Source organism: Corallococcus exiguus (assembly GCF_009909105.1).
Classification (GTDB): domain Bacteria; phylum Myxococcota; class Myxococcia; order Myxococcales; family Myxococcaceae; genus Corallococcus; species Corallococcus exiguus.
On sequence record NZ_JAAAPK010000002.1, the window covers coordinates 630286 to 651503 of the forward strand.

The following is a 21218-nucleotide window of genomic DNA, read 5'->3' on the forward strand; positions in this document are numbered from 1 at the left end:
GGTTTCGCAGAAGGGGCCCGTGTCACCCGCGCGGGAAGCGGCTCGCCAGCGCGTCCGCCAGGGGGCCCGCGCCCGTTCGCAGGGGGTCCACGCAGGGCAGGCCATGCGCCCGGCCGGTGGCCTCCAGGAGCGCCAGCGCCTCGTCCTCGCCCAGGTGCTCCGTGTTGATGGCGATGCCCGTGCACTGGATGGCCGGGTTCGTCAGCCGGCCCTCCAGCACCGTGCGGTCGATGACGCCCTGGATGGATGGCAGCGGGTGTTTCACGCCGCGCATGCTCGTGCGCGTGGGCTCATGGCAGACGATGAACGCGTCCGGCTGTGAGCCGTGCAGCAGGCCCAGCGTGACGCCCGCGAAGGAGGGGTGGAACAGCGACCCCTGGCCCTCCACCACGTCCCAGTGGTCCGCGTCGTTCGCGGGCGTGAGCCACTCCGCCGCGCCGGCGACGAAGTCAGACACCACGGCATCCAGTGCCACGCCTCGCCCGGAGATGAGGATGCCCGTCTGCCCGGTGGCCCGGAAGTCCGCCTTCCACCCGCGCTGACGCAGCTCCTTCTCCAGCGCTAGCGCCGTGTATTTCTTGCCCACCGCGCAGTCGGTCCCCACGGTCAGGACGCGCAGGCCGGGCCGCTTCGTGCCCTTTCCCGTGGCGAAGTCCCTGTCCGGGAAGCGCACGTCGTGCAGCTTGTGCCCGTGCTTCGCCGCCGCGGCCGCCACGGCGGGGAACGAAGACAGACGCTTGTGCAGCCCGGTGGCCACGTCCATCCCGGCCTCCAGCGCCCGCACCAGCGTGTCCACCCACGCGTCCGCCAGCACGCCGCCCGGATTCACCACGCCCACCACCAGCGTTCGCGCGCCCTTCGCCTTCGCCTGGGCGATGTCCATGTCCGGCAGGCCACAGTCCGCCACGCAGCCCGGGAGGCGCAGTTGACCCACGCACCAGTCGGGCCGCCAGTCCACGATGCCGTGCGCCGTCTTGGCCGCGAGCTGATCCCTCACGTCTCCCAGGAACAGCAGGTAGGGCTTGTCGATGTCCACGCGCGGTGCCTTAGCACGGCCGAAAAACGGCGTGGAAATGGCGCGGGGGAATAAGCGCGACACCGGACGTAACAGGGAGGAGCCCGCGGATGGGCTCACTCTTCCGGAGTCACCCATGCGCTTCATCCCTACCGCCGCGTTCGTGTTCGCCGCCTCGCTCGCCACCGCCTGTGGGGGACCTCTCGAGGAGGAGACCCCTGGCGCCGAGGTCGTGGACGAGTCCATCGCCAGCCAGGAGCAGGGCGTCGACGAGTCCTGCGTGGGCTCGGGCGTGGTGCTGGCGCAGCCGGACGGCGCGTCGGTGGCGGCCGTCTTCCCCCACTGCTCGTACGCGGACATCTCCGCGGCCTCCAACGACGGCACCTATGATCAGCCGTCCTGCGTGCACCGCTTCGTGACGGAGATCACCGGCCTGAACGGCAACTACGCCCAGCCGTTCGTGGAGGTCATCCCGGCGTCGAGCAACGTCACGGAGAGCGCCTGCAAGGGCGTGGCGATCACCGGCGCCGCGTTCGGCTACGCGAACGGCGTCTGGTGGGGGCTGGGCTCGGTGAGCACCACCGGTACCTGGTACCCGGCGGGTCCCTTCTTCCCGGCGTTCTGCGGGCTGCGCGTCAACATCGGCACGGGCGGGTCCGGCTACAGCAAGATTCGCGTCACGGGCTTCGGAGCGGCGCTGGGCGTCTTCAAGGCCCGGGTGCGCACGGGCGTTCGCATCGGCAACGGCCCCTGCTAGCCCTCCTGCCTGCCATTCCGGGTCTCCCACCTGTCGGGTGGGAAGCGCCTGGGAGGGTGTCGATGGACTTCGCGGGCGGGGCGGCTCCTGCTAGGAACGCCCCCGTGGTCTTCCGCCCGCGATCGCCCCGCGCCGTCCCGCCCGGGGAGTCCTCCGCATCCGAGCCGGAGGTGCCTTCGGCCTCCCGTGGGGACGCCGCGGAGTTCCAGGCGCTCATCGCGCGGTGCGCTCCGGCGTTGGAGGAGCGGGCCCGCATCCTCTGCCGGGGCCGCAACCCGTCGGACGCGAAGGACCTGTTGCAAGAGACCTACGAGCGGGCCTTCCGCGCGTTTCATACGTATGACCGGTCCGCGCCTCCCATGGCGTGGCTGGCGTCCATCCTCGTTCGACGCTTCCTCGACTGGTGCCGGCATGACCGGCGCCACCCCCAGGATGAATTCACCGACGCGATGGGGGACACCCTGGCGGAGGCCGAAGCCGCCCCGGAGACATGGGCGCGCTACACGTTGGATGACGTGTGGAAGGCGGTGGAACAGCTTCCCCCGGAGCTGCGCGAGGTGGTCCGCATGAAGGACATGGAGCGACAGAGCTACGCGGAGATCGGCCGACGGCTCGGCATCCCGTCCATGACGGTGGGCACCCGTCTGTTCCGCGCACGCAAGAAGCTCAAGGAGCTGCTCCTCGCGCGGGAAGGCACCGCGGGGGGCACGGCGTGACCGTCTCCTGTGAACAGCTCGCCGCCTTCGTGGACGGGGAGCTTCCGCCAGAAGAGGCCGAGGCCTTCCAGGCCCACCTTGCGACCTGCGCGGAGTGCCAGGCCGGCCTGGAGGACCAGGTGCAGGCGAGCCTCCTCGTGCAGGCCGCCGCTGACGCGCGTGCCGTGTCCGGCGCCGGGGAAGCCGTGAGGCCTCCCGGTACGGACGCACGGCCCGTGGCGTCCCCCGGTTCGGCTGGTTCGGAAGGTGGCTCCGCGGGTTCAGGACTCCGTGCCGTTCCCGGGACGGGAAGCCGGTCCGAGCCGGCGTCCGATGCCGGGACGCGCGCCCCGTCCGCTCGCCCCCGCGCCCGTACGGCATGGGATCGCCGCCGCGTGGCGGGTTTCGCGGCCGCTGCCGCCGCGGTGGTGCTCGCGGTGCTGCTGGTGGGACGTCCGTGGCGCTCCTCGGAGACAGAGCGCGCGCTGCCCTTCGCGCTGGCTTCCGCGCGCCCGCTGGAGGGCCGGCTCAGTCACCCGGGCCTCGCGGACTACCGGGCCACGGGCACGATGCGCGGCGGCGCTGATGGACGGCCGGAGCTGGATCTCAAGGCCCTGTCGGAGCTGGAGGCGAAGGGCGATCTGCACGGCGTCGCGACCGCCTGGCTCGCGGCCGGGGACTTCGAGCGCGCGGAGCGCATCCTGGAGCGGCTGCCCGCGTCTCCCGCCGTCACGGGCGACCTGGCGCTGGCGGCCCTGGGCCGTGCCCAGCCGGAGCGCGCGCTGACGCTTCTGGAGAGGGGCCTGGAGACCGCTCCGGACGACGCACGGCTGCACTGGAACCGGGGCCTCGCGCTCCAGGCGCTCTCTCTGGAGCTGGCCGCCGCGGCGGAGTTCTCCCGCGTGGCGCAGGCGAAGGAGCCCGGCTGGAGCACCGAAGCCACCGAGCGCGCGGACGGCCTGCGCAAGGGCGCGCTGGCGCGTCGGGACTCGTGGCAGGCCATGAACGCGGCCGGCATGGAGTTGGCGCTGGAAGGCACGCCGTACCCGGGCTCGATGGCGCGGCGCAACCCGGACCTGGCGCGGCTGTACCTCTACCACGCGTTGCGCGCGGCCCCGTCCGTGGAGCGCGTGAAGACGCTGGCCCCGCTGGCCGCGCTGCTGGACGACGTCACCCGCACCCAGACCGCGAGCGCCTACGCGACGCGCGTGGCGGCGGCGGACTTCAGCAAGCGCGGCCCACTGGCCAACACCTACCGCGAGCTGCTGGCCGGCACGCATTCGCTGCAGGGCGCGGAGGTGGACGCGTTCCTCGCGCGGCTGCGGCGCTCCGGCGAGCGCGACCTGCTGCTGGGCGCCATCCTGCTGCTCCACCAGGAGGACCGCTTCGTCGACGAGCTGGCGACGCTGGTCCGTCAGTCCGGTGAGCCCGCCTGGTATGACGCTCCGCTCGCCCGTGGCCGGGCCCAGGTGGCGCAGGCCCGGGGCGACATGGAGACGGCGGAGACGTCCCTCAAGAACGGGTTGGCGGCCTGCCGGAGCGCGGGCTTCCAGGACCGTTGCGTGGACCTCCAGCGGCACCTGGCGGCGCTCTACAACCGGATGGATCGCCGCCACGAGGCCGGGTCGCTGGCGCGCTCCGCGCTGGAAGAGGCGTTCCGCACCGACAGCTGGTTCCAGGAGGAGGTGCTCCTGTCGGACCTGGTGACGAGCGCGCGGCTGAGCCACGCCCCGGCGCTCGCCCGTGCCTACCTGGACGAGTTCGTCCAGCACGCACCGGAGGACTGCGCACGCCGGTCGGAGTACCACCACGCACGGGCGCTCCTCTTCGTGGAGGACCTGGACGCGAAGCGGGCCCGGCGCGAGGTGCAGGACTCGCTCGCCTGTCCCACCGCGCCCACGCTCCTGGAGGTCGCCGTCGCGGGAGACCTGCTGCGGCTGGAGGGCAGCACGGTGCCGGGCCGCGAACTGGACCGCGTGCGCGAGCGCATCCGCGTGCTGCGTGAGGACCCGTCGCTGACCACCGGCGAGCGGTTGCTCGTGGACCACATCGAAGGGCGCATCCTCATCGAGCGCGACCGTGAAGACGGCCAGAAGCTCCTGCGCGGGGTCATCACCGGCTCGGTGCTCCACCGTTCCACCGACATCGAGGCACGCAAGGCCTGGGCCCACAGCCACCACGTGCTGGTGATGGACGCGGGCCGGGCGAAGGAGTGGGGCCCCGCGGTGGACCTGCTCGCGCGGGAGGTGGACCGCACCGCGCCCACGTCGTGCCTGCTGGCGCTGGCGGGCCAGGATGAACGGATGCTCTTCGTCGCCCGAGGCCCCACCGGCGCGAGCGACGGCCTGTACCTCCACGCCCTCAAGCAGCCCCTGCGCGAACAGGTGCCCGCGGTGCCGGAGAGACTCCTGCAGTTGCTCGCCGGCTGCGACGTGGTGCGAGTGCTCGCGGAGCCCATCCTCCTGGGGCGTCCGGGGCTGCTGCCCGGGGACCGTGCGTGGAGCTATCTGGCTCCGGGCGGTCACCGCGTGGAGGCTCCGGCCTCGGCGCCCGTGCCGAAGCGGCTGGTGGTGTCGGACGTGGAGCCGCCCGCGACGCTGGGGCTGCCGCGCCTGATGCCGTGGAAGGGCATGACGGGGCAGGGCGACGTCCACCTGCGGGGCCGCGCGGCGACGCCGGAGGCGGTCCTCGCGGAGATGGAGGACGCCACGGAGGTGGAGCTGCACACGCACGGCCTCTCAGGCACCGTGTCCGACGCGGCCTTCCTGGCGCTGTCCCCGGACGCGGCCGGCCGCTACGCGCTCACCGCGGAGGAGCTGGAAGGGCACACGCTCCGGGGCACCCCGGTGGTGATGCTGGCCGCTTGCGACGCGAACGTGGGCGCGTGGCGCTACCACGCGGTGTCCAGCCTGCCGTCCGCGCTGATTCAAGCGGGCGCGCGGGCCGTGGTCGCGCCCTCCACGGAGGTGCCGGACGTGGAGGCCAGTGCCTTCTTCCAGGCGCTGGTGGACTCGCTGCGGCGAGGCACTCCGCCTGCCCAGGCGCTCCGGGACACCCGCGCGCGGTGGCTCCAGCAGGGCAGCGCCCGGTGGGTCCAGGACCTGGTCGCGTTCGAATAGACTCCCGGCGAATATCCGCGCCGCCGCGCGTAAAGGAACCGGGAGGATTCATGATCACGCGTTGGAAATCCGCAGTGGGAAGCATGGCCGTGGGGGTTGTCGCCCTGTCGGCGGCGCAGGCAGGGGCCCAGCCGGCGAGGGTCCAGAACAATCAGGTGAAGCTCGCTCCGGCGAAGCCCATCGCGAGCCCGGCGAAGTCGAAGTCCACCGGCTCCGTGGACGTGGCCGTGGACGAAGGCGCCAAGGGCACCCGCATGTACCGGTACGACCGGGGCAGCGGAAAGCTCACGCTGGTGAAGCAGCTCACCCAGAGAGAGGCGGCCAGCACCACCGCCGGCTTCAAGGAGCTGTCGGCCGTGGAGGCTGGTGGCGGCACGGCCCTGGTGGATCCGGACCGCGGCGGCGCCGTCGCCCCCGAAGGCAAGCCTCCCAAGGGCGGCCCCCCGGGCGGACATGATCCGGGCCAGCATCTCACCCAGACGGACCTGGCCAACATCAACCGCGAGCTGGGCAGCCTGAAGCTGAACAAGTCCCAGGTGAAGATCGCCACCCAGGCCCAGCGGTAATCCCAGCCGCTCAGCGGAAGGAACGGACGGCCGTGGCGCAGGGGTGAGGACACGTATCCTTGCCCCGGAGGGCCACGGCCTTCACGTTCCTGGATGAACTCCGGCCCACGCGTTCAACCCCAGACGCCCGGAGTGTCTGCCCTGACCTCGCTCCCGCGTTTCCCGCACCTCTCGCGCCTTGCCACACGTACAACGTGCTCGCACTTTTCGTGCGTGAGGGGGCACTGCTCGCCCGTTTGTCTTTGACGCCCTCCTTGTCCAAACGTTCGTGGGTCCGGCTGGAGCGCCCGCGGCAGCAGGAGGTTGCACACATGGGGAACGTGGAGAACGGGCGTCGTCGTGGCGCGGGGGTGCTCTCATGGTGGGCGTGGGGACTGACCGTGGCCGTCCTGGGCGCGGGATGTGACCCGGGCGGCCGGGAGCCCGCGCCAGCGGATCCGCTGGCCACGCAGGAGCAGGCGGCCCTCAGTTACAACAGCCTTTCGTACAACGGGTTGTCGTTCAACGGGCTGTCATTCAATGGCCTGTCCTTCAACGGGCTGTCGTTCAATGGCTTGTCATCCACGGCCTTCGCGTCGTGGTACGGCGCGAATCCGGCGCTCGCGGCGGAGGTCATGCGCTACATCGTGCGTTGCGCCATCCCGGAAGGGCAGACGCGCACGTACACAGATGCGCAGACGAACACGGTGCACACGTGGACGGGCCTGCTGGGCCTGGCGCCGGGCTGGGCCGGAGGGGCGCCCGCGACGGAGGCGGAACAGCAGATCGTCTCCGCGTGCCTCGCGGCGCACAGCAATCCCTTCGGCGTGAGCGTGCCCATCTCCGTGTTGGGCCGGGACGGCCTGGGGGTGGCCATCCCCGCCTCCGAGGGTGAGCTGGCCACCTTCGCCCGGCCGGAGTCGTGCTTCTTCGGCAATCTCTTTCAGGGGCAGGGGCTCTACGCGGGCAGCCAGAACCCGCCCCTGGACGCGACCCAGAGCACCACGCGCGCGTGCGCGGTGGTGGATGGCTCCGGGATGCCTCGCATGACGTGCGCGCCGCTCATCTACGTGGGCAGCTGCTCGGACGTGTGCACGCAGGAGGGAACGACCTTCGCGAGCTGCACGGTGGGTGGCGTGAGCTTCCAGCCGCTCACCACGCGCGTGCGCGACTCGGACCTGTCCGTGTGCGGCGATGGCACCTGCCAGGTGACGGAGTCCTGCGGAGCGTCCAACTCATACAACGCGTGCGCGGCGGACTGCGGCGCCTGTCCGTGAGGTGCGCGCGGGCGGCCTTCAGCCGGAGTGGGAGCCCAGGCCGGAGGCCGCGCCCACGCGCAGCCGTTCATGCAGCGCGTCCGTGAGCAGGTACCAGAACTGGACGTTGCCGAAGCTGAGGATGTCGCCGCCCCGGAGCGGCACCTCGCGCTGCCCGATGGTGCTGGCATTGACGAAGGTGCCGTTGGTGGAGCCCAGGTCGCGCACGGTGCAGCGGCCCGCCGCCCGGCTCCACTTGAGCTCCGCGTGCTGCTTGGACACGGACGCATCGTCCAGCACCAGCTCGCAGTCCAGCCTGCGGCCAATGCGGAGCACCTCCGAATCCCGGAGGGTGGGGAGGGTGGCGACGAGCAGATCGTCGAACTCGAAGAGCAGGGCGAGCATGCCCTGCTCGACGTCGCCGGGGTCCGCCATGCGGGTGGGCGCGAGCGCGGCGGCGGACAGCTCCGACGGCGGACGCTGCACCAGCGCGAAGGGGCCCAGCTGATGCTGGAAGGCGCCCACGGGGAGGGCGGAGGCGAGTGCGCGCAATTCCTGGACGGACAGCACGTGGAGCAGCCTAACGGGTCGGCCGTCGGGCGCCCAGCCACTACCGGACGATGGTTGTAAGGCTTTCGTTGACCGGCCAGTCACTCGTTCCCTACATTGACCCTTTCGAGTCGCGGGTCGGGTTCCAGGAGGGAACGCCAGACCCCCGATGCGCAGCCAGGTGATGGAAGGAGCGGTGGTTCGATGAGCGGGAGCGACAACATCCCGATGACCCCCCACGGTCTGCAGAAGCTCAAGGACGAGCTGAAGCACCTCCAGTCCGTGGAGCGGGGCAAGATTTCGCGTGAGATCGAGGTCGCGCGTGCGCACGGCGACCTGCGAGAGAACGCGGAGTACCACGCGGCCAAGGAGAAGCAGTCGCACATCGAGGGGCGCATCTTGACCCTCGGCGACTGGATCGCCCGCTCGGAGGTCATCGACCCGGCGAAGCTGGGCGGCGACAAGGTCATCTTCGGCGCCACCGTGGAGCTGGTGGACACGGAGAACGACAAGACCATCAGCTACCGCCTGGTGGGTGAGACGGAGGCCGACCTGAAGAAGCGGTGGATCGCGGTGACCTCGCCGGTGGCGCGCGCGCTCATCGGCAAGAAGGTGGGCGACGTCGCCACGGTGCAGAGCCCCGGCGGCGTGCGCGAGCTGGAGGTCACGGCCATCAGCTTCGAGGATCCGCAGGAAGAGTCGGCCAGCTAGCGCTGAAGCCCGGCTGGCCGGGTGTCCTTCGGGGGGGCGGGCCTGGGCTCGCTCCCCCGGTTTCGTTTTCCCTGCGGCGTCAGAGCCCTTCGTAGGATGGAGGCTGGAAATCCCGCGTGAACCACCCGCTCGCCAGCCTTGTTGGACCTCTCAAGTACGCGTGTCAGCGTGACTTCGCCCAGCTCGGGATCGTGCGGGATCTGCGCACGTTGATGGAGCGCACCCTGGCGTCGGCCGGGGGCGTGGACGCGCGGGCCCTGGAGGACTTGAGGGCGGCGCTGCCGCACGTGGATCCGCCCGCGCCGCCGGAGCACCGCAAGGCCGCGCTGCGCCAGGTGCTGGGCGCGCTGAAGCTCAGCGGCGTGGTGCTGCCGGAGGAGCTGGAGCGGGTGGTCGTCACGGGGGAGATCAACGCCGTGGCGGCGGGCTTTCCCCGGTCGCCGGAGCGTGCGCACGTGCTGGAAGGGGAGCTGAACGCCGCGCCGCCGCGCCGCCGGTTGACGCCGCCGCAGGGGACGGTGGAGGCGCGTGGCAACACCGTGCCGCCGTGGCGTTCGCAGGACCCCGTGCCGCAGGTGGGTGGTGGCGTTCCGGCGGCAACGCCCGCGCCCGCATCCCGGCAGCCGCAGGCCCGTGCAGCTGCGTTCTCGCCGGGAGCGGGTCCTCAAGGTGGGAATGCAGGTCCCACGAAGGGCGAGCCCGTGCCCTACGGCGCGCGCATGGCGGCATCCCGGGGCGCCGCGATGGGGCCCGCGCAAGGTGACGCCCAGCCCTACGGTGCGCGCATGGCCGCGGCCCGGAACGCCGCAGTTCCCTCGGGTGCTGCGGCCCGTGCTCCCGGCACGAAGCCCAATGCGAGCACCGAGCCTCGCAAGGGAGCACCGCCGGCGGACCGCGCTCCCGCGGAGAAGGCCCGGAAGAAGAAGGCCAAGGCCGTGGGCGCGGAGGCGTCCCGCTCCGAGGCGAAGCTGCTGTCCATCGCGCCGCGCACCGGCCCGCTGTCCGCGCCGCTCAAGACGCTGGGCAAGCGCCTGGGGCCGCGGCTCGTCGCGGTGCTCGACAAGAAGGGCCTGCGCCGCACCGGCGACATCCTGTTCCTGTTGCCACGCTGTTACGAGGACCGCCGCAAGCTGCGCACCATCGCGGAGCTCATCCCCGGCGAGCGCGGCGTGACGGTGGGCACCGTGAAGACGGCCGACTTCGTCCCGGGGCGCGGCGGCAAGCGCATGTTCCGCGCCGTCGTGGGGGACCGCTCCGGCAGCATCGCGGCCACCTATTTCAACGCCGGACCGTGGCTCAAGAGCCGCTTCTCCGTGGGCAAGCAGCTGGTGCTCTCCGGCGAGGTGCGCGCGTCCATGAACGGCCGGGAGATGGCCCACCCGGAGCTGGAGCCCGCCGAGGACCTGGAGAACACGACCTCCGTCCACTTCCACCGCATCGTCCCCGTCTACCCGGGCTTCGAGCGCGGCGAGCAGCGCTCCTTCCGCGAGCTGACCTCGCGCATCAGCGAACAGCACGCGCACCACCTGGAAGAGCCGCTGCCCGCGGACCTGCGCCGCCGCTACCACCTGATGGGCCTGCCGGACGCGCTGCGCTTCATCCACTTCCCGCCCGACGACGCGGACCTGGAGGCGCTGGACGCGCACCAGAGCCCCGCGCACCGCCGGCTCGCGTTCGACGAGCTGTTCTTCCTCCAGCTGGGCATGGCCCTCAAGCGTCAGGGCATCAAGGCGGAGGAGGGCATCGCCTTCGACGTCACCCCGGCGCGGCTGGACAAGGCGCGCGCCGCGCTGCCCTTCCAGCTCACCGGGGCGCAGGCGCGCGTGGTGGGAGACCTCGCCCGGGACATGGCGCGTCCGGAGCCCATGAACCGGCTGGTGCAGGGCGACGTGGGCAGCGGCAAGACGGCCGTGGCGCTGGTGGCCGGCATGGTGGCGCTCCAGGACGGCTACCAGGTGGCGGTGATGGCCCCCACCGAAATCCTGGCCGAACAGCACGAGCGCACCTTCCGCCGCATCCTGGAGCCGCTGGGCTACCGCGTGGGGCTCATCAGCGCGGCGGGCACCGCGAAGCACAAGCGCGAGGTGCGCGAGTCCGTGGCGAAGGGCGACATCCACCTCGCCGTGGGCACGCACGCGCTGCTGGAGGGCGGCGTGTCCTTCCAGAAGCTGGGGCTGGTGGTCATCGACGAGCAGCACCGCTTCGGCGTGCTCCAGCGCCACACGCTCATGAGCAAGGGGCTCACGCCGGACGTGCTGGTGATGACCGCCACGCCCATCCCGCGCACGCTCGCGATGACGCTCTACGGCGACCTGGACGTGTCCATCATCGACCAGCTGCCGCCGGGCCGCACGCCCATCACCACGCGCGTCTTCAACAACGAGCAGCGCGCGCGCGTCTACGAAGCGGTGGGCTCGGAGCTGGCCAAGGGCCACCAGGCCTACGTCGTCTATCCGCTGGTGGAGGAGTCGGAGAAGCTGGACCTGGAGGACGCCACCCAGGGCGCGACGAAGCTCCAGGGGGTGTTCCCCAACGCCAGCGTGGGCCTGCTGCACGGGCGCATGAAGCCGGAGGAGAAGGACGCCGTGATGGAGGCCTTCCGCGACAAGCGCATCCAACTGCTCGTCTGCACCACGGTGGTGGAGGTGGGCGTGGACGTGCCCAACGCATCCGTCATGGTGGTGGAGGCCGCGGAGCGCTTCGGCCTGTCGCAGCTGCACCAGCTGCGCGGACGCGTGGGCCGTGGCGCCGCGGCCAGCTACTGCTTCCTCGTCGCGGGCGCCGCGCGCTCCTGGGAGTCCACCGAGCGGCTGGGCGTGATGGAGCGCAGCAGCGACGGCTTCGTCATCGCGGAGAAGGATCTGGAGATCCGCGGCCCCGGCGAGTTCCTGGGTACGCGGCAGAGCGGCCTCCCGGAGCTGGCCGTGGCGAACCTCGTGCGCGACGGCGATCTCTTGTCGCTCGCCCAGACGGAAGCGCGGCGGATCATGGACGCCGACCCCCAGCTCCAGAAGCCGGATCACCAGGGGCTCGTGAAGGCGCTGGAGGAGCGCTGGGAGGGCCGGCTCGCGCTTGCCCGGGTGGGGTAGGCGCGGAGAAGCCAGCGCCTGCTCCCCGGATTGTCCCGGACTGGGGTCGTGCTTACATTTCCGCCTGGAGGACCACGGGGGTACGCGATGGGAGACTGGGGGCGAGCGGAGTATCTGGCGCGGCAGGGCATCCGGGATCGCCGGGTGCTCGCGGCGATCGCCAACCTGAGCCGCGCGGACTTCGTGCCCGTGGGCTCGCGGGACTCGGCCCATCAAGACGTGCCGCTGCCCATTGGCCACGGGCAGACCATCAGCCAGCCCTACGTGGTGGCCCTGATGACGGAGGCCCTGCGCCTGCGCGGCTGTGAGCGCGTGCTCGAAATCGGCACCGGCTCCGGCTACCAGACGGCGGTGCTGGCGATGCTGGCCCGCGAGGTCTTCACGGTGGAGATCGTCCGCGAGCTGGCCCGGCCCGCCCGGCGGTTGCTCCACCATCTGGGCTTCACCAACGTGTTCTACCGGGAGGGTGACGGCTCCCAGGGTTGGGCCCAGGCCGCGCCCTTCGACGCCATCATCGCCACCGCCGCGCCGGAGGACATCCCCCGGGAGCTCCTGCGCCAGCTGAGGCCCGGGGGGCGGATGGTCATCCCCGTGGGCTCCGTGAACGAGCCGCAGGAGTTGCTGCGCATCCGCCGGAGACAGCCGGGGATGCTGCCCCGGGTGGAGCGCCTGCTGCCGGTGCGCTTCGTCCCCATGACGGGACTGGGCTCCGCCCTGCGCTGAGCGCCACCCGGCGGGTGCGACAGGCCGCGCGCCTGCATGCCCACTCCCCGCCTCCCCAGGTCGCGTTGCCGAGCGGTGAGGGGACCGGTAACGTCCCGACCATGATCATCTGCCCGGTCTGCGACCACGTGCAGTCGGAAGGCGAAGAGTGCGAAGGCTGCGGCAAGCGCTTCCCCGGCCTCATGAACATCCCCGCGCCTGTCGTGGCCCCGTTGGCGGAGCTGGAGCTGACGCACCACGCGGGAGGCCGTGTGCCGGTGGACGCGCCCGCGCTGCCGGAGCTGGACCTGACGCGGCTGCGCTCGGGGCCGGACCTGCCGGCGATGGTCGTGCCCGACCTGGAGTTGACCCGTTCAGGCGCCACGGGCGAGGTGCCCGTCGCGCAGATGACGGACCTGGACACGGGCCGCGCGCAGGACGACGGCGTGCGCACCGCTGCCCCGGTGGGCGCGGTGACGTGCCGCTACTGCCGCAATGTCCAGGCGGAAGGCCTCTTGTGTGATGGCTGCGGCATGCGGCTGCCCCGGGTCCGGGTGGCGGCTCCCGCGACGGCGAAGCGCGGCGGCGGGGACGAGGACGAGCGCGTGCCCTGTCCCTCGTGCCACGTGCCGTCCAGGCCGGGCCGCCCGTGCGTGGCGTGCGGCACGAAGGTGGAGGTGGAGGCGTGACGGCTCCAGCGCTGAAGGCGGGCTACGCGTGCAGCGAGGGTTGCGGCTTCACGGCCTCGCTGTGGGACGTCGTCTACCGCTGCCCGCGCTGTGAAGGCCTGCTGGAGGTGGCCCACGACGAGGCCGCCCTGCGCGCAATCCCCGCGGCGGAGTGGAAGCGCCGCTTCGAGTCCCGCTTCGCGACGTCGCGGCTGCCGGACGGCTCCGGCGTCTGGGGCAAGCGCGAGTGGGCGCTGCCCGAGCTGCCGGTGGAGGACATCGTCTCGCTGGGCGAGGGGCGGGTGCCGCTCAAGCCGCTGCCTCGCATGGCGGCGGAGCTGGGGCTGGGCTCGCTGATGTTGAAGGAGTGCGGCGTCTCTCCGACGGGCAGCTTCAAGGACTGGGGGATGACGGTCCTGGTGTCCGCGGTGAAGCACCTGCGCTCGCGCGGCACGCCCATCCGCGCGGTGGCGTGCGCGTCCACGGGCGACACGTCCGCGGCGCTGTCCGCGTACGCCGCGGCGGCGGGTATTCCGGCGGTGGTGTTCCTGCCGAAGAACAAGGTGTCGCTCGCGCAGCTGGTGCAGCCCATCGCCAACGGGGCGCGCGTGCTGTCGCTGGACACGGACTTCGACGGCTGCATGAAGCTGGTGCAGGCGGTGACGGCGGACACGGGGTTGTACCTGGCGAACTCGATGAACTCGCTGCGCATCGAGGGCCAGAAGATGATCGCCATCGAGCTGTGCCAGGACCTGGGCTGGGAGCCGCCGGATTGGATCGTCATCCCGGGCGGTAACCTGGGCAACGCGAGCGCCCTGGGCCGGGGACTGGATCTGCTCTTCACCCTGGGGCTCATCACCCGCCGGCCGCGCATCGCGGTGGCGCAGGCGCAGCGGGCGAACCCCCTGGCGCGTGCCTTCCGGGGCGGCTTCCAGGAGCTGGTGCCCATGCAGGCGGGAGCGACGCTCGCGTCCGCCATCCAGATTGGCAACCCGGTGTCCTTCCGCCGCGCGGTGCGGATGCTGCGCGCGTTCGACGGCGTGGTGGAGGAGGCGTCGGAGTCCGAGCTGGCGAATGCGGCGGCCCGGGCGGACCGCGAGGGCACCTTCGCCTGTCCGCAGACGGGCGTCGCGCTGGCGGCGGTGGAGAAGCTGGCCGCGTCGGGCGTGATGGCGAAGGGCTCCAGCGTCGCGGTGGTGGCCACCGCTCACGGGCTGAAGTTCGCGGACTTCAAGGTCGGCTACCACCGGGAGACGCTGAGCGACGTGAAGGCCGCGCACGCGAACCCGCCGGTGGAGCTGCCCGCGGACCTGTCCGCCGTGCGCGAGGCCCTGAAGGACCTGGGCTGAAGCCTCGCGCGCCTCCGGGTTTCGCTACTCCACGTCGAGCGACAGGCGCGACTCGATGGTGAGACCGAAGCCGGAGAGGCCCCGGTAGGTCATGTCCGTGTTGGACATCACGCGCATGGTGCTCACGCCCAGGTCGGTGAGGATCTGGCAGCCCATGCCCACGTCGCGGGACTCGTTGGCCGCGCGGCTGACGGACGCGTTGCTGCCGTCGCCCGCGCGCTTGTGGTGGATGCCGAAGTCGTTGCCGTGCATGCCGGGCAGGTAGACGATGACGCCCGTGCCCTCGCGCGCGACGTTCTCCATCGCGCGGTCCAGCAGCAGGTTGCACTTGCAATCCGGTGACCCGAACACGTCGCCCAGGGCGCAGGCGCCGTGCAGGCGCACCAGCGGAGCGGGCTGGACCTTCGACGGGTCGCCCTTCACCAGGACGAGCGACTTCGCGCCGTCGGGCGTCCACGTGTAGGTGAGGGCGGTGAACTCACCGTGGCGGGTGCGCACGACGCTCTGGCCGGACTCACGGCGCACCAGGCGGTCCTTGCGGCTGCGGTACTCGATGAGGTCCGCGATGGTGACGAGCTTGAGGTCGTGCTCACGCGCGAACTGCTTGAGGTCCGGCATGCGCTGCATGGTGCCGTCGTCCTTCACCAGCTCGCAGAGGATGCCGGACGGCTGCAGGCCGGCGAGCCGCGCCAGGTCCACGGCCGCCTCGGTGTGGCCCGCGCGGCGCAGCACGCCGCCTTCGCGGTAGCGCAGCGGGAAGATGTGGCCGGGGCGCAGGAAGTCGTCCGCGGTGGTGTTCGGGTCGGCGAGCGCGCGGATGGTCTTCGTGCGGTCGCTGGCGGAGACGCCCGTGGTGGTGCCGTGGCGGAAGTCCACGGAGACGGTGAAGGCGGTGCGGTGGGACTCGGTGTTCTCCGCCACCATCTGGGGCAGGCGGAGCGAGTCGAGCCGCTCGGCGAGCATGGGCTGGCAGATGATGCCGCTGGTGTGGCGGACCATGAACGCCAGCATCTCCGGGGTGGCGAGCTCGGCGGCCATGATGAGGTCGCCTTCGTTCTCACGGTCCTCGTCGTCGGCGACGATGACGCACTTGCCAGCCTGGATGTCGCGGATGGCCTCCTCGATGGTGTTCAACTCGGAGTCACGGCTCATGTCGGGGGAACTCATCCTGCTGACGACGTGGAGAGGCATGGTTCGCGGCATGTAACGCGAGGGGGGTGGGGTGGCAAGCCATGCTCGGGGAGCGAGCGTGCGTCCGTTCAATGGCTGGGATGAGCGCAAGCTGTGACTGCGCGTCTGTGTAGGTGGGTGCTGCCCGGCGGGCGACTCGACGGGCTGGGGCACGTGATGTAGGGTGCTCGGCTCCGTGAGCGCAGACATCCAGCAGGACAAGCGGGCCCGGTTCGACCAGTTGCAGGAGAGCCTGTCGACCCGCCAGAGCACCACCCACTTCACCCACGCGGGTGTGTCCGTCATCGCCTTCATGTTGATTTCAGGGGCGGCGGGGAAGCTGTTCTACGACTCGCTGCGCACGCCGCTCTTGGCCTGGGGTGCCGCACTGCTGGCGCTGGGGCTGCTGGCGTACGGCTTCCTCAGCTACCGAAAGGGTCGCGCGGTGCTGGTGGAGGAGCTGCAGCAGTACGAGGCGCTGCTCGCGCTGCGCCGCGAGCTGCACCTGGACAACCCCGCCGCGCTCCTTCCCCGGTGAGCGCCGCCAGGAAGGTCGCCCTGCCGGGGCGATTCGTCGTGCTGGAAGGCCTGGACGGAGCGGGCACCACCACGCAGACGGAGCGGCTGGCGTCCGCGCTGAGGGCGGACGGGCACGCGGTGGTGACGACGCGCGAGCCGTCCGACGGTCCAGTGGGAACGATGCTGCGCCAGGCGCTCACGGGCCGCCTGGGCTTGCCGCAGGGCCGTGGACCGTTGGCGCAGGAGACGTTGGCGCTGCTGTTCGCGGCGGACCGGACGGATCACCTGCACGCGCGAGTGCTGCCGGCGCTGGAGGAGGGCAAGGTGGTGTTGTGCGACCGCTACGTGCTGTCCTCGCTGGCGTACCAGGGCGCGAGCCTGCCCATGGCGTGGGTGGACTCGGTGAACGCGCACGCGGTGTCGCCGGACCTGACGCTGTTCGTGGGCGTGGATCCGAAGGTCGCGGCGAAGCGCCGGGCCGTGCGCGGAGGCCCCGCGGAGCTGTTCGAAGCGGACGAGGCCCAGCGGCGGATCGCGAAGCAGTACCTCAAGGCCATCACGCTGCGCACGAAGCGCGAGCGCATCGTGCACATCGACGGTGAGCTGTCCGTGGAGGCCGTGACGGAAGCGTGCCTCAAGGAAGTGCGGCGGCTGCTCGCGCGCAAGCGCTGAGCCCCGGCTGTCGAGGGTGGGGTGCTCCCGCGACGCGGAAGCCGCGGACGAGCGTCCACAACAGCTCCAGCACGGAGCTGTCGAAGCAGATGCGGCTGACGGCGAGCCAAGTGCCCACGGGCGCCGCGCCCACCCGTGAGTCCATGGCGCTGAAGAAGTCCGCCACGCTCCGGTGCGTCACCATCACGCCCTGGGGCCTGCCGGAGGCGCCGGATGCGTAGAGGACGTAGGCAGGGGCGTCCAGCGTCGTGCCCGCGCGCGGAGGCCCCATCACGTCCAGTTCGAACGCGTCCTCCGAGTCCAGCAGGACGGTGCACACGCCGTCCGTCGGCAGGTACTGGACCAGGCGGGACTCCGTGACGAGCACCCGAGCCCGTGAGTCCTCCATCATCGCGGCCAGCTGTTCCCGCGGGCAGTCCGGATCCAGCGGAACGAACGCGCCGCCTGCCTTGAGGACGCCGAGCATCGCCACCACCATGCGGGTGGGGCGCTCCACGCACAGACCCACGCGCACGTCCCGATCGACGCCGTGCTCGCGCAGGTGCCACGCCAGCGCGTCGCTGGCCGCATCCAGCTGCGCGTAGGTGAGCGTTTCATCTTCCACCGCGACCGCGTCCGGCGTGCGAGCCACCTGCGCGCGGAACTGCGCGGGGAGGCAGCGCGAGTCATCCGGCGGCGTCGGGCCGTTCGACTCGGGGAGCAGCATGTACCGTTCGTCCGTGTCGAGCAGCGGCACGTCCATGGACACGGAGGGCAAGGCTTTCTGCGCCCGGGCTGGCGGCGTCCAGTCCTCCGCGAGGGACGGCGGCACCATGTCCGTGGCCACCCAATGGAGCTCCCCCAGCTCCGGCGTCTCCGACGTGAGGCGAGGGGACATCTCCAGGATGCCGCTCGTCGTCAGCACGAAGCGCGCGCCGCAATCCCGAGCGATGGCAAGCAGCTGCGGCAGTGCGCTGTCCAACTGGGAAGGATCCGGCGGGGAGCACGGCACCGCGATGGCGTCCACGTACAGGCAGCCCATGAACCCCACGAGGTATTCGTGGCCCGGGGGATACAGCAGCAGCACCCGTTCGCCGGCCGCGTTCAGCGTCCGCAGCCACGTACCCAGTGCCCGTGCCCGGGTGTCCAGGTGCGAGAAGCTCCACTCCTCGGATGTGCCCTCTCCCAGTTGCTCCGCATGTGGATAGAGCAGGTCCGCCAGGTGGATGGTCGAATGGAAGAGGTCTTCGGCGTTCTCCGCTGCATCCATGAACAAGCCCTCAAACGAGGAATATCAGATAGTCACGGATGGTGGCACATGGGTCTGACATCACCTTCGCGAAGAAGGGGGCGGTGTTCGTAAGTGCGACACGGTGGGTTCGAATCCTGCCGCCCCTGGCGCTCACGCAGTGGCCTTCGTGCTATTCCTGCTTTTGCTGCTCTTGGACTGTCACAACTTCCTGCGGGGTGACCATTGCGCCAGGGGAGACCCATGCTTCAGAACCCAAGCAAGTCTTTGTCGACTCGAGCCCCTCCTCAGCGCCAGCTTCGTTGGATTGGCAGGATCCGCCCCTCTAGCGCGCGGATTCACAAGAAGCCGCACAGGAATCCCCAAGGTCAAATTCACGATGTCGTCGTCGACCTCCCGATGGGTACCCGCGTGACGGTGATTGGCAAGGAAGGAGCGAACTTGCATGTCCAGGCAATGCAGGGTGGTAAAGCCTACGACGGATATGTCTCGCAGGAATTGGTCGAGCATCTTTCGCCCAGTGCTCCTGGATTCGAGGAGTCCCTGGCCGCCAAGGATTGGCCAGCGGCAGCGCAGCACCTCAGCAAGCTTCAAAGAACCGAGATTGATGATTTATTGAAGTTATGCAGCGCAAGTGAGCTCGCGCACCTGACCCTGGGCGTGCTTTCCTCCAAGCCGGGCCCGTATCAACGTGTCTCCGAAGCCATCGCACGCTTGAACTTTGCCGCCTCGATTGCGGGAACGCAGTTGTGGCTCGCGCAGAGCGCCCTCGAATCAGAGCAGGCAAAGTTCCAGGTGAAAGTGATTGCTCGTGAAGCCTGGGGGGCCCTTCCGCCGGACAAAGGCAAAGGATGGGACGAATATCCCTCAAACACACACCTGCCGCTCACCCGCATTGTCGTCCATCATACTGCCGACCCGCTGGGGCAGACCGTCAAGGACCTGGAGAGCAAGGAGCGAAAAGCGGGCTATGCTGATATGCCATATCACTTCGTCATCGCCAGGAATGGTGAGATCTACGAGGGACGCAGGATCAATATCGTGGGCGCCCATGCAGGGGAGTTCAAGAATAACAAAGACATTACCAAGGATCCTGACTATGGGGCTATTGGCATTGTTCTGACTGGCGACTTCGAGAGTAGGATGGAGAATGGATGGTCGCCAGATAAACCCACGCAGGCACAACTCACCAGCCTGCAACGGCTCCTCAGTCATCTTGTATGGAAGTATAGCCTTTCCCCTGATTCCATCTTGAAGCATTCTGAGGTCAAGCGGGATGGCAAGCCAAAGGTCTGCCCGGGTGAACACCTGAGCTCTTATGTGGATCTTGGCAAGACAGTCGCGCGCCAGGCACTGAAAAGGCTGAAGGCCGCCGAAGATGAGTTCCAGGCCGCCGAGCAGCGTGCGTCGACGCTCAAGCTCAAATAGGATGATGGGATGGACACGGGCGACACCAATACCGCGCTAAGGCGCATGGAGGCCGAGCAACAACGGCTCCGCCTGCAGGTTCGCTGGCTGAGCATTTTGCTGGTCAGTTCGCTCGCTCTGTTTCTGGTGGGTGAGTGGCTCCGGTGGAAGAGCTTGTTGGGCGCACCTGGTGAGAGGCCAAGTGAACTGCGGGTGTCGCGCCTGATCATCCAGGATGAGCAAGGGCGGGTACGGGGGGAGTTGGGGCTCATGCCAGGTGCGCAAGAGCCCTCCTTGGCGCTCTATCATCCGCAAGGACAACGCTGGGCCTCACTCGCCATGGCGACCCCACCCGGCGCGCCACCTGCGCACCAGAGTGCTTCACTTTCTCTCCACGATGAATCAGGCAAGGCTCGGATCTTCCTGGGGGCTTCCGGCCGCGACAATGGCCTGGTCCTCTACGAATCCGAGGGGCATCCAGGCCTTGCCTTGTATCTTGATACAGACTCCCAAGGCCTGGTCATCAGGGGGAGCGACGCACCGCGGATACAACTCAGGTACACAGAACACGATGATGCCCGCCTCTCCGAACTCATCTTCCGGGATGATCAGAGCAGGCCGCAGGCTGCTCTGCAGGGAGGAGGCGGGGGAGGGGCCTTGAACATCTACCGCCCCGATGGCGAAAGCGCCTTCCGGACGCCCTGACACTGAGAGAGAGAGCAGTTCCGTGAAGCACGGCGGGATGGGCTGGAACAGAGCGGACGCGGCGGGATATCGACGCTGAGGCACTCCGCGACGCGCCAGAGAACACCTTGTCTCCGCGGTCTCCAACGCGAGCCGCTGGGTGACCTCCCTGCACACGGCTTGCACCTGCTGCACGGTGTCCGCGTAGGCGAGCACAGGATGGCCGCGCCGGAGAGCGCCGTGCCCGTGCCCCTTGCTGACTCCAGGACAGCACGGGTCCGCGACAGCGCACCGCGTGAGTCCACCCCCGGGGTCCGTTGGAGTAGACTCCCCGGCTCCATGGAGCGGACCGGCGCGGCGGCGATCATCATTGGCAACGAGGTCCTCACCGCGAAGGTGAAGGACGAGAATGGCCCCCACCTCATCCAGCGGCTGCGGGAGCTGGGCATCCCGCTCGTCTCGGTGGAGACCATCCTGGATGACGTGGACGCCATCGTGGACGCGGTGTCCCGCGCCCGGCGCAAGGCCCGCTACGTCTTCACCAGCGGCGGCATTGGTCCCACCCATGACGACGTCACCGTGCGCGCGGTGGCGCTCGCGCTGGGCCGGCCCGTGGTGCGCTTGCCGGAGATGGTGTCGGCCATCCAGGCCCGCGCGGGCACGTCGCCGGTGACGCCTGAGTCGCTGCGCCTGGCGGATGCTCCCGAGGGCGCGGTGCTCCTGGCCCAGCCGGGCATGTGGTTCCCGGTGCTGACAGTGGGGGACATGTTCCTGCTGCCCGGGGTGCCGCAGCTCTTCCGGCTGCAGCTGGAGACGGTGCTCTCACGGCTGAGCGGTACGCCGGTGCACCTGGTCAACCTGTACTTCAATCTGGGCGAGAGCGCCCTGGCCGCCGTGCTGGACCGCGTGGCGCTGGACATGCCCCACGTGGCCATCGGCTCCTATCCCGTCTTCGACGCGGCCATGGACTACCGCGTGAAGGTGACGGTGGAGGCCCCGGAGCGGGCCCACGTGGACGATGCCGTGGGCCGGCTGCTCGCGGGGTTCCCGGCGGACTCGCTGGTCCGCCGGGAGTAGCGCGGC

The 21218-nt window shown here is 70.2% G+C and carries 19 protein-coding genes; 15 read left to right on the plus strand and 4 right to left on the minus strand.

Going from position 1 to position 21218, the window contains the following annotated elements; all coding sequences use genetic code 11:
- Window positions 1-22: 22 nt before the first annotated feature.
- Entirely contained in the window at window positions 23-1036 is a 1014-nt protein-coding gene (dgcN, locus tag GTZ93_RS09070; protein ID WP_139915083.1) for an N-acetyltransferase DgcN, read from the minus strand.
- Window positions 1037-1151: 115 nt separating this feature from the next.
- On the opposite strand from dgcN, the gene GTZ93_RS09075 reads away from it, so the two are divergent.
- The 5 genes from GTZ93_RS09075 (at window position 1152) to GTZ93_RS09095 (ending at window position 7408) form a co-directional block, all read left to right on the plus strand.
- Window positions 1152-1772 carry a hypothetical protein gene (locus GTZ93_RS09075; protein WP_139915082.1) on the plus strand — a complete coding sequence of 207 codons (621 nt, stop codon included), beginning with the start codon at window positions 1152-1154 and terminating at the stop codon, window positions 1770-1772.
- Window positions 1773-1942: 170 nt separating this feature from the next.
- Window positions 1943-2488 carry an RNA polymerase sigma factor gene (locus GTZ93_RS09080; protein WP_257978912.1) on the plus strand — a complete coding sequence of 182 codons (546 nt, stop codon included), beginning with the start codon at window positions 1943-1945 and terminating at the stop codon, window positions 2486-2488.
- Window positions 2485-5586 (plus strand): CHAT domain-containing protein, encoded by a 3102-nt coding sequence (locus GTZ93_RS43230; protein WP_139915080.1) that lies wholly within the window; start codon window positions 2485-2487, stop codon window positions 5584-5586. The genes GTZ93_RS09080 and GTZ93_RS43230 overlap by 4 nt, the downstream gene beginning before the upstream one ends.
- 83 nt (window positions 5587-5669) lie before the next feature.
- Entirely contained in the window at window positions 5670-6152 is a 483-nt protein-coding gene (locus GTZ93_RS09090; RefSeq protein ID WP_139915079.1) for a hypothetical protein, read from the plus strand.
- A gap of 311 nt (window positions 6153-6463) precedes the next feature.
- Window positions 6464-7408, plus strand: a complete 945-nt coding sequence (locus GTZ93_RS09095) for a hypothetical protein (RefSeq protein ID WP_139915078.1) — start codon at window positions 6464-6466, stop codon at window positions 7406-7408.
- A gap of 18 nt (window positions 7409-7426) precedes the next feature.
- Here the strand turns inward: GTZ93_RS09095 and GTZ93_RS09100 are convergent, their stop codons facing one another.
- Window positions 7427-7957, minus strand: coding sequence for an FHA domain-containing protein (locus GTZ93_RS09100; protein WP_120574237.1), 531 nt, complete (start codon window positions 7955-7957; stop codon window positions 7427-7429).
- Window positions 7958-8140: 183 nt separating this feature from the next.
- Between GTZ93_RS09100 and greA the strand changes: the two genes are divergently transcribed.
- The 5 genes from greA (at window position 8141) to thrC (ending at window position 14455) form a co-directional block, all read left to right on the plus strand.
- The gene (gene greA, locus GTZ93_RS09105; protein ID WP_120574236.1) at window positions 8141-8647 is read left to right on the plus strand and encodes a transcription elongation factor GreA; all 507 of its coding nucleotides are present in this window, start codon (window positions 8141-8143) and stop codon (window positions 8645-8647) included.
- 116 nt (window positions 8648-8763) lie between these two features.
- Window positions 8764-11736: an ATP-dependent DNA helicase RecG gene (recG, locus tag GTZ93_RS09110; protein ID WP_139915077.1), complete on the plus strand. Its 2973-nt coding sequence runs from the start codon at window positions 8764-8766 to the stop codon at window positions 11734-11736.
- A gap of 87 nt (window positions 11737-11823) precedes the next feature.
- A complete protein-coding gene (locus tag GTZ93_RS09115) occupies window positions 11824-12459 on the plus strand; it encodes a protein-L-isoaspartate(D-aspartate) O-methyltransferase (protein WP_139915076.1) in 636 nt (211 codons plus the stop codon).
- Between the two features lie 101 nt (window positions 12460-12560).
- Window positions 12561-13127 carry a hypothetical protein gene (locus GTZ93_RS09120; protein ID WP_139915075.1) on the plus strand — a complete coding sequence of 189 codons (567 nt, stop codon included), beginning with the start codon at window positions 12561-12563 and terminating at the stop codon, window positions 13125-13127.
- The gene (gene thrC, locus GTZ93_RS09125; RefSeq protein WP_139915074.1) at window positions 13124-14455 is read left to right on the plus strand and encodes a threonine synthase; all 1332 of its coding nucleotides are present in this window, start codon (window positions 13124-13126) and stop codon (window positions 14453-14455) included. Before GTZ93_RS09120 ends, thrC begins: the two co-directional genes overlap by 4 nt.
- 24 nt (window positions 14456-14479) lie before the next feature.
- Here thrC and ribB read toward each other — a convergent pair whose 3' ends face one another.
- Window positions 14480-15607, minus strand: coding sequence for a 3,4-dihydroxy-2-butanone-4-phosphate synthase (ribB, locus tag GTZ93_RS09130; protein ID WP_120574231.1), 1128 nt, complete (start codon window positions 15605-15607; stop codon window positions 14480-14482).
- 214 nt (window positions 15608-15821) lie between these two features.
- Between ribB and GTZ93_RS09135 the strand changes: the two genes are divergently transcribed.
- Both GTZ93_RS09135 and tmk read left to right on the plus strand, forming a co-directional pair.
- The gene (locus GTZ93_RS09135; RefSeq protein WP_233596525.1) at window positions 15822-16163 is read left to right on the plus strand and encodes a hypothetical protein; all 342 of its coding nucleotides are present in this window, start codon (window positions 15822-15824) and stop codon (window positions 16161-16163) included.
- Window positions 16160-16816 (plus strand): dTMP kinase, encoded by a 657-nt coding sequence (gene tmk, locus GTZ93_RS09140; protein ID WP_139915073.1) that lies wholly within the window; start codon window positions 16160-16162, stop codon window positions 16814-16816. Before GTZ93_RS09135 ends, tmk begins: the two co-directional genes overlap by 4 nt.
- Here tmk and GTZ93_RS09145 read toward each other — a convergent pair.
- Entirely contained in the window at window positions 16779-18065 is a 1287-nt protein-coding gene (locus GTZ93_RS09145) for an AMP-binding protein (RefSeq protein WP_139915072.1), read from the minus strand. The genes tmk and GTZ93_RS09145 overlap by 38 nt on opposite strands.
- A 390-nt stretch (window positions 18066-18455) precedes the next feature.
- Between GTZ93_RS09145 and GTZ93_RS09150 the strand changes: the two genes are divergently transcribed.
- The 3 genes from GTZ93_RS09150 to GTZ93_RS09160 all read left to right on the plus strand — a co-directional run bounded on the left by GTZ93_RS09150 (window position 18456) and on the right by GTZ93_RS09160 (window position 21212).
- Window positions 18456-19472 carry a peptidoglycan recognition protein family protein gene (locus GTZ93_RS09150; RefSeq protein WP_161662735.1) on the plus strand — a complete coding sequence of 339 codons (1017 nt, stop codon included), beginning with the start codon at window positions 18456-18458 and terminating at the stop codon, window positions 19470-19472.
- Window positions 19473-19481: 9 nt separating this feature from the next.
- A complete protein-coding gene (locus tag GTZ93_RS09155) occupies window positions 19482-20156 on the plus strand; it encodes a hypothetical protein (RefSeq protein ID WP_139915070.1) in 675 nt (224 codons plus the stop codon).
- Window positions 20157-20474: 318 nt separating this feature from the next.
- Complete coding sequence (locus tag GTZ93_RS09160; protein ID WP_120574216.1) at window positions 20475-21212, plus strand: competence/damage-inducible protein A; 738 nt, start codon at window positions 20475-20477, stop codon at window positions 21210-21212.
- The last annotated feature ends 6 nt before the right edge of the window (window positions 21213-21218 follow it).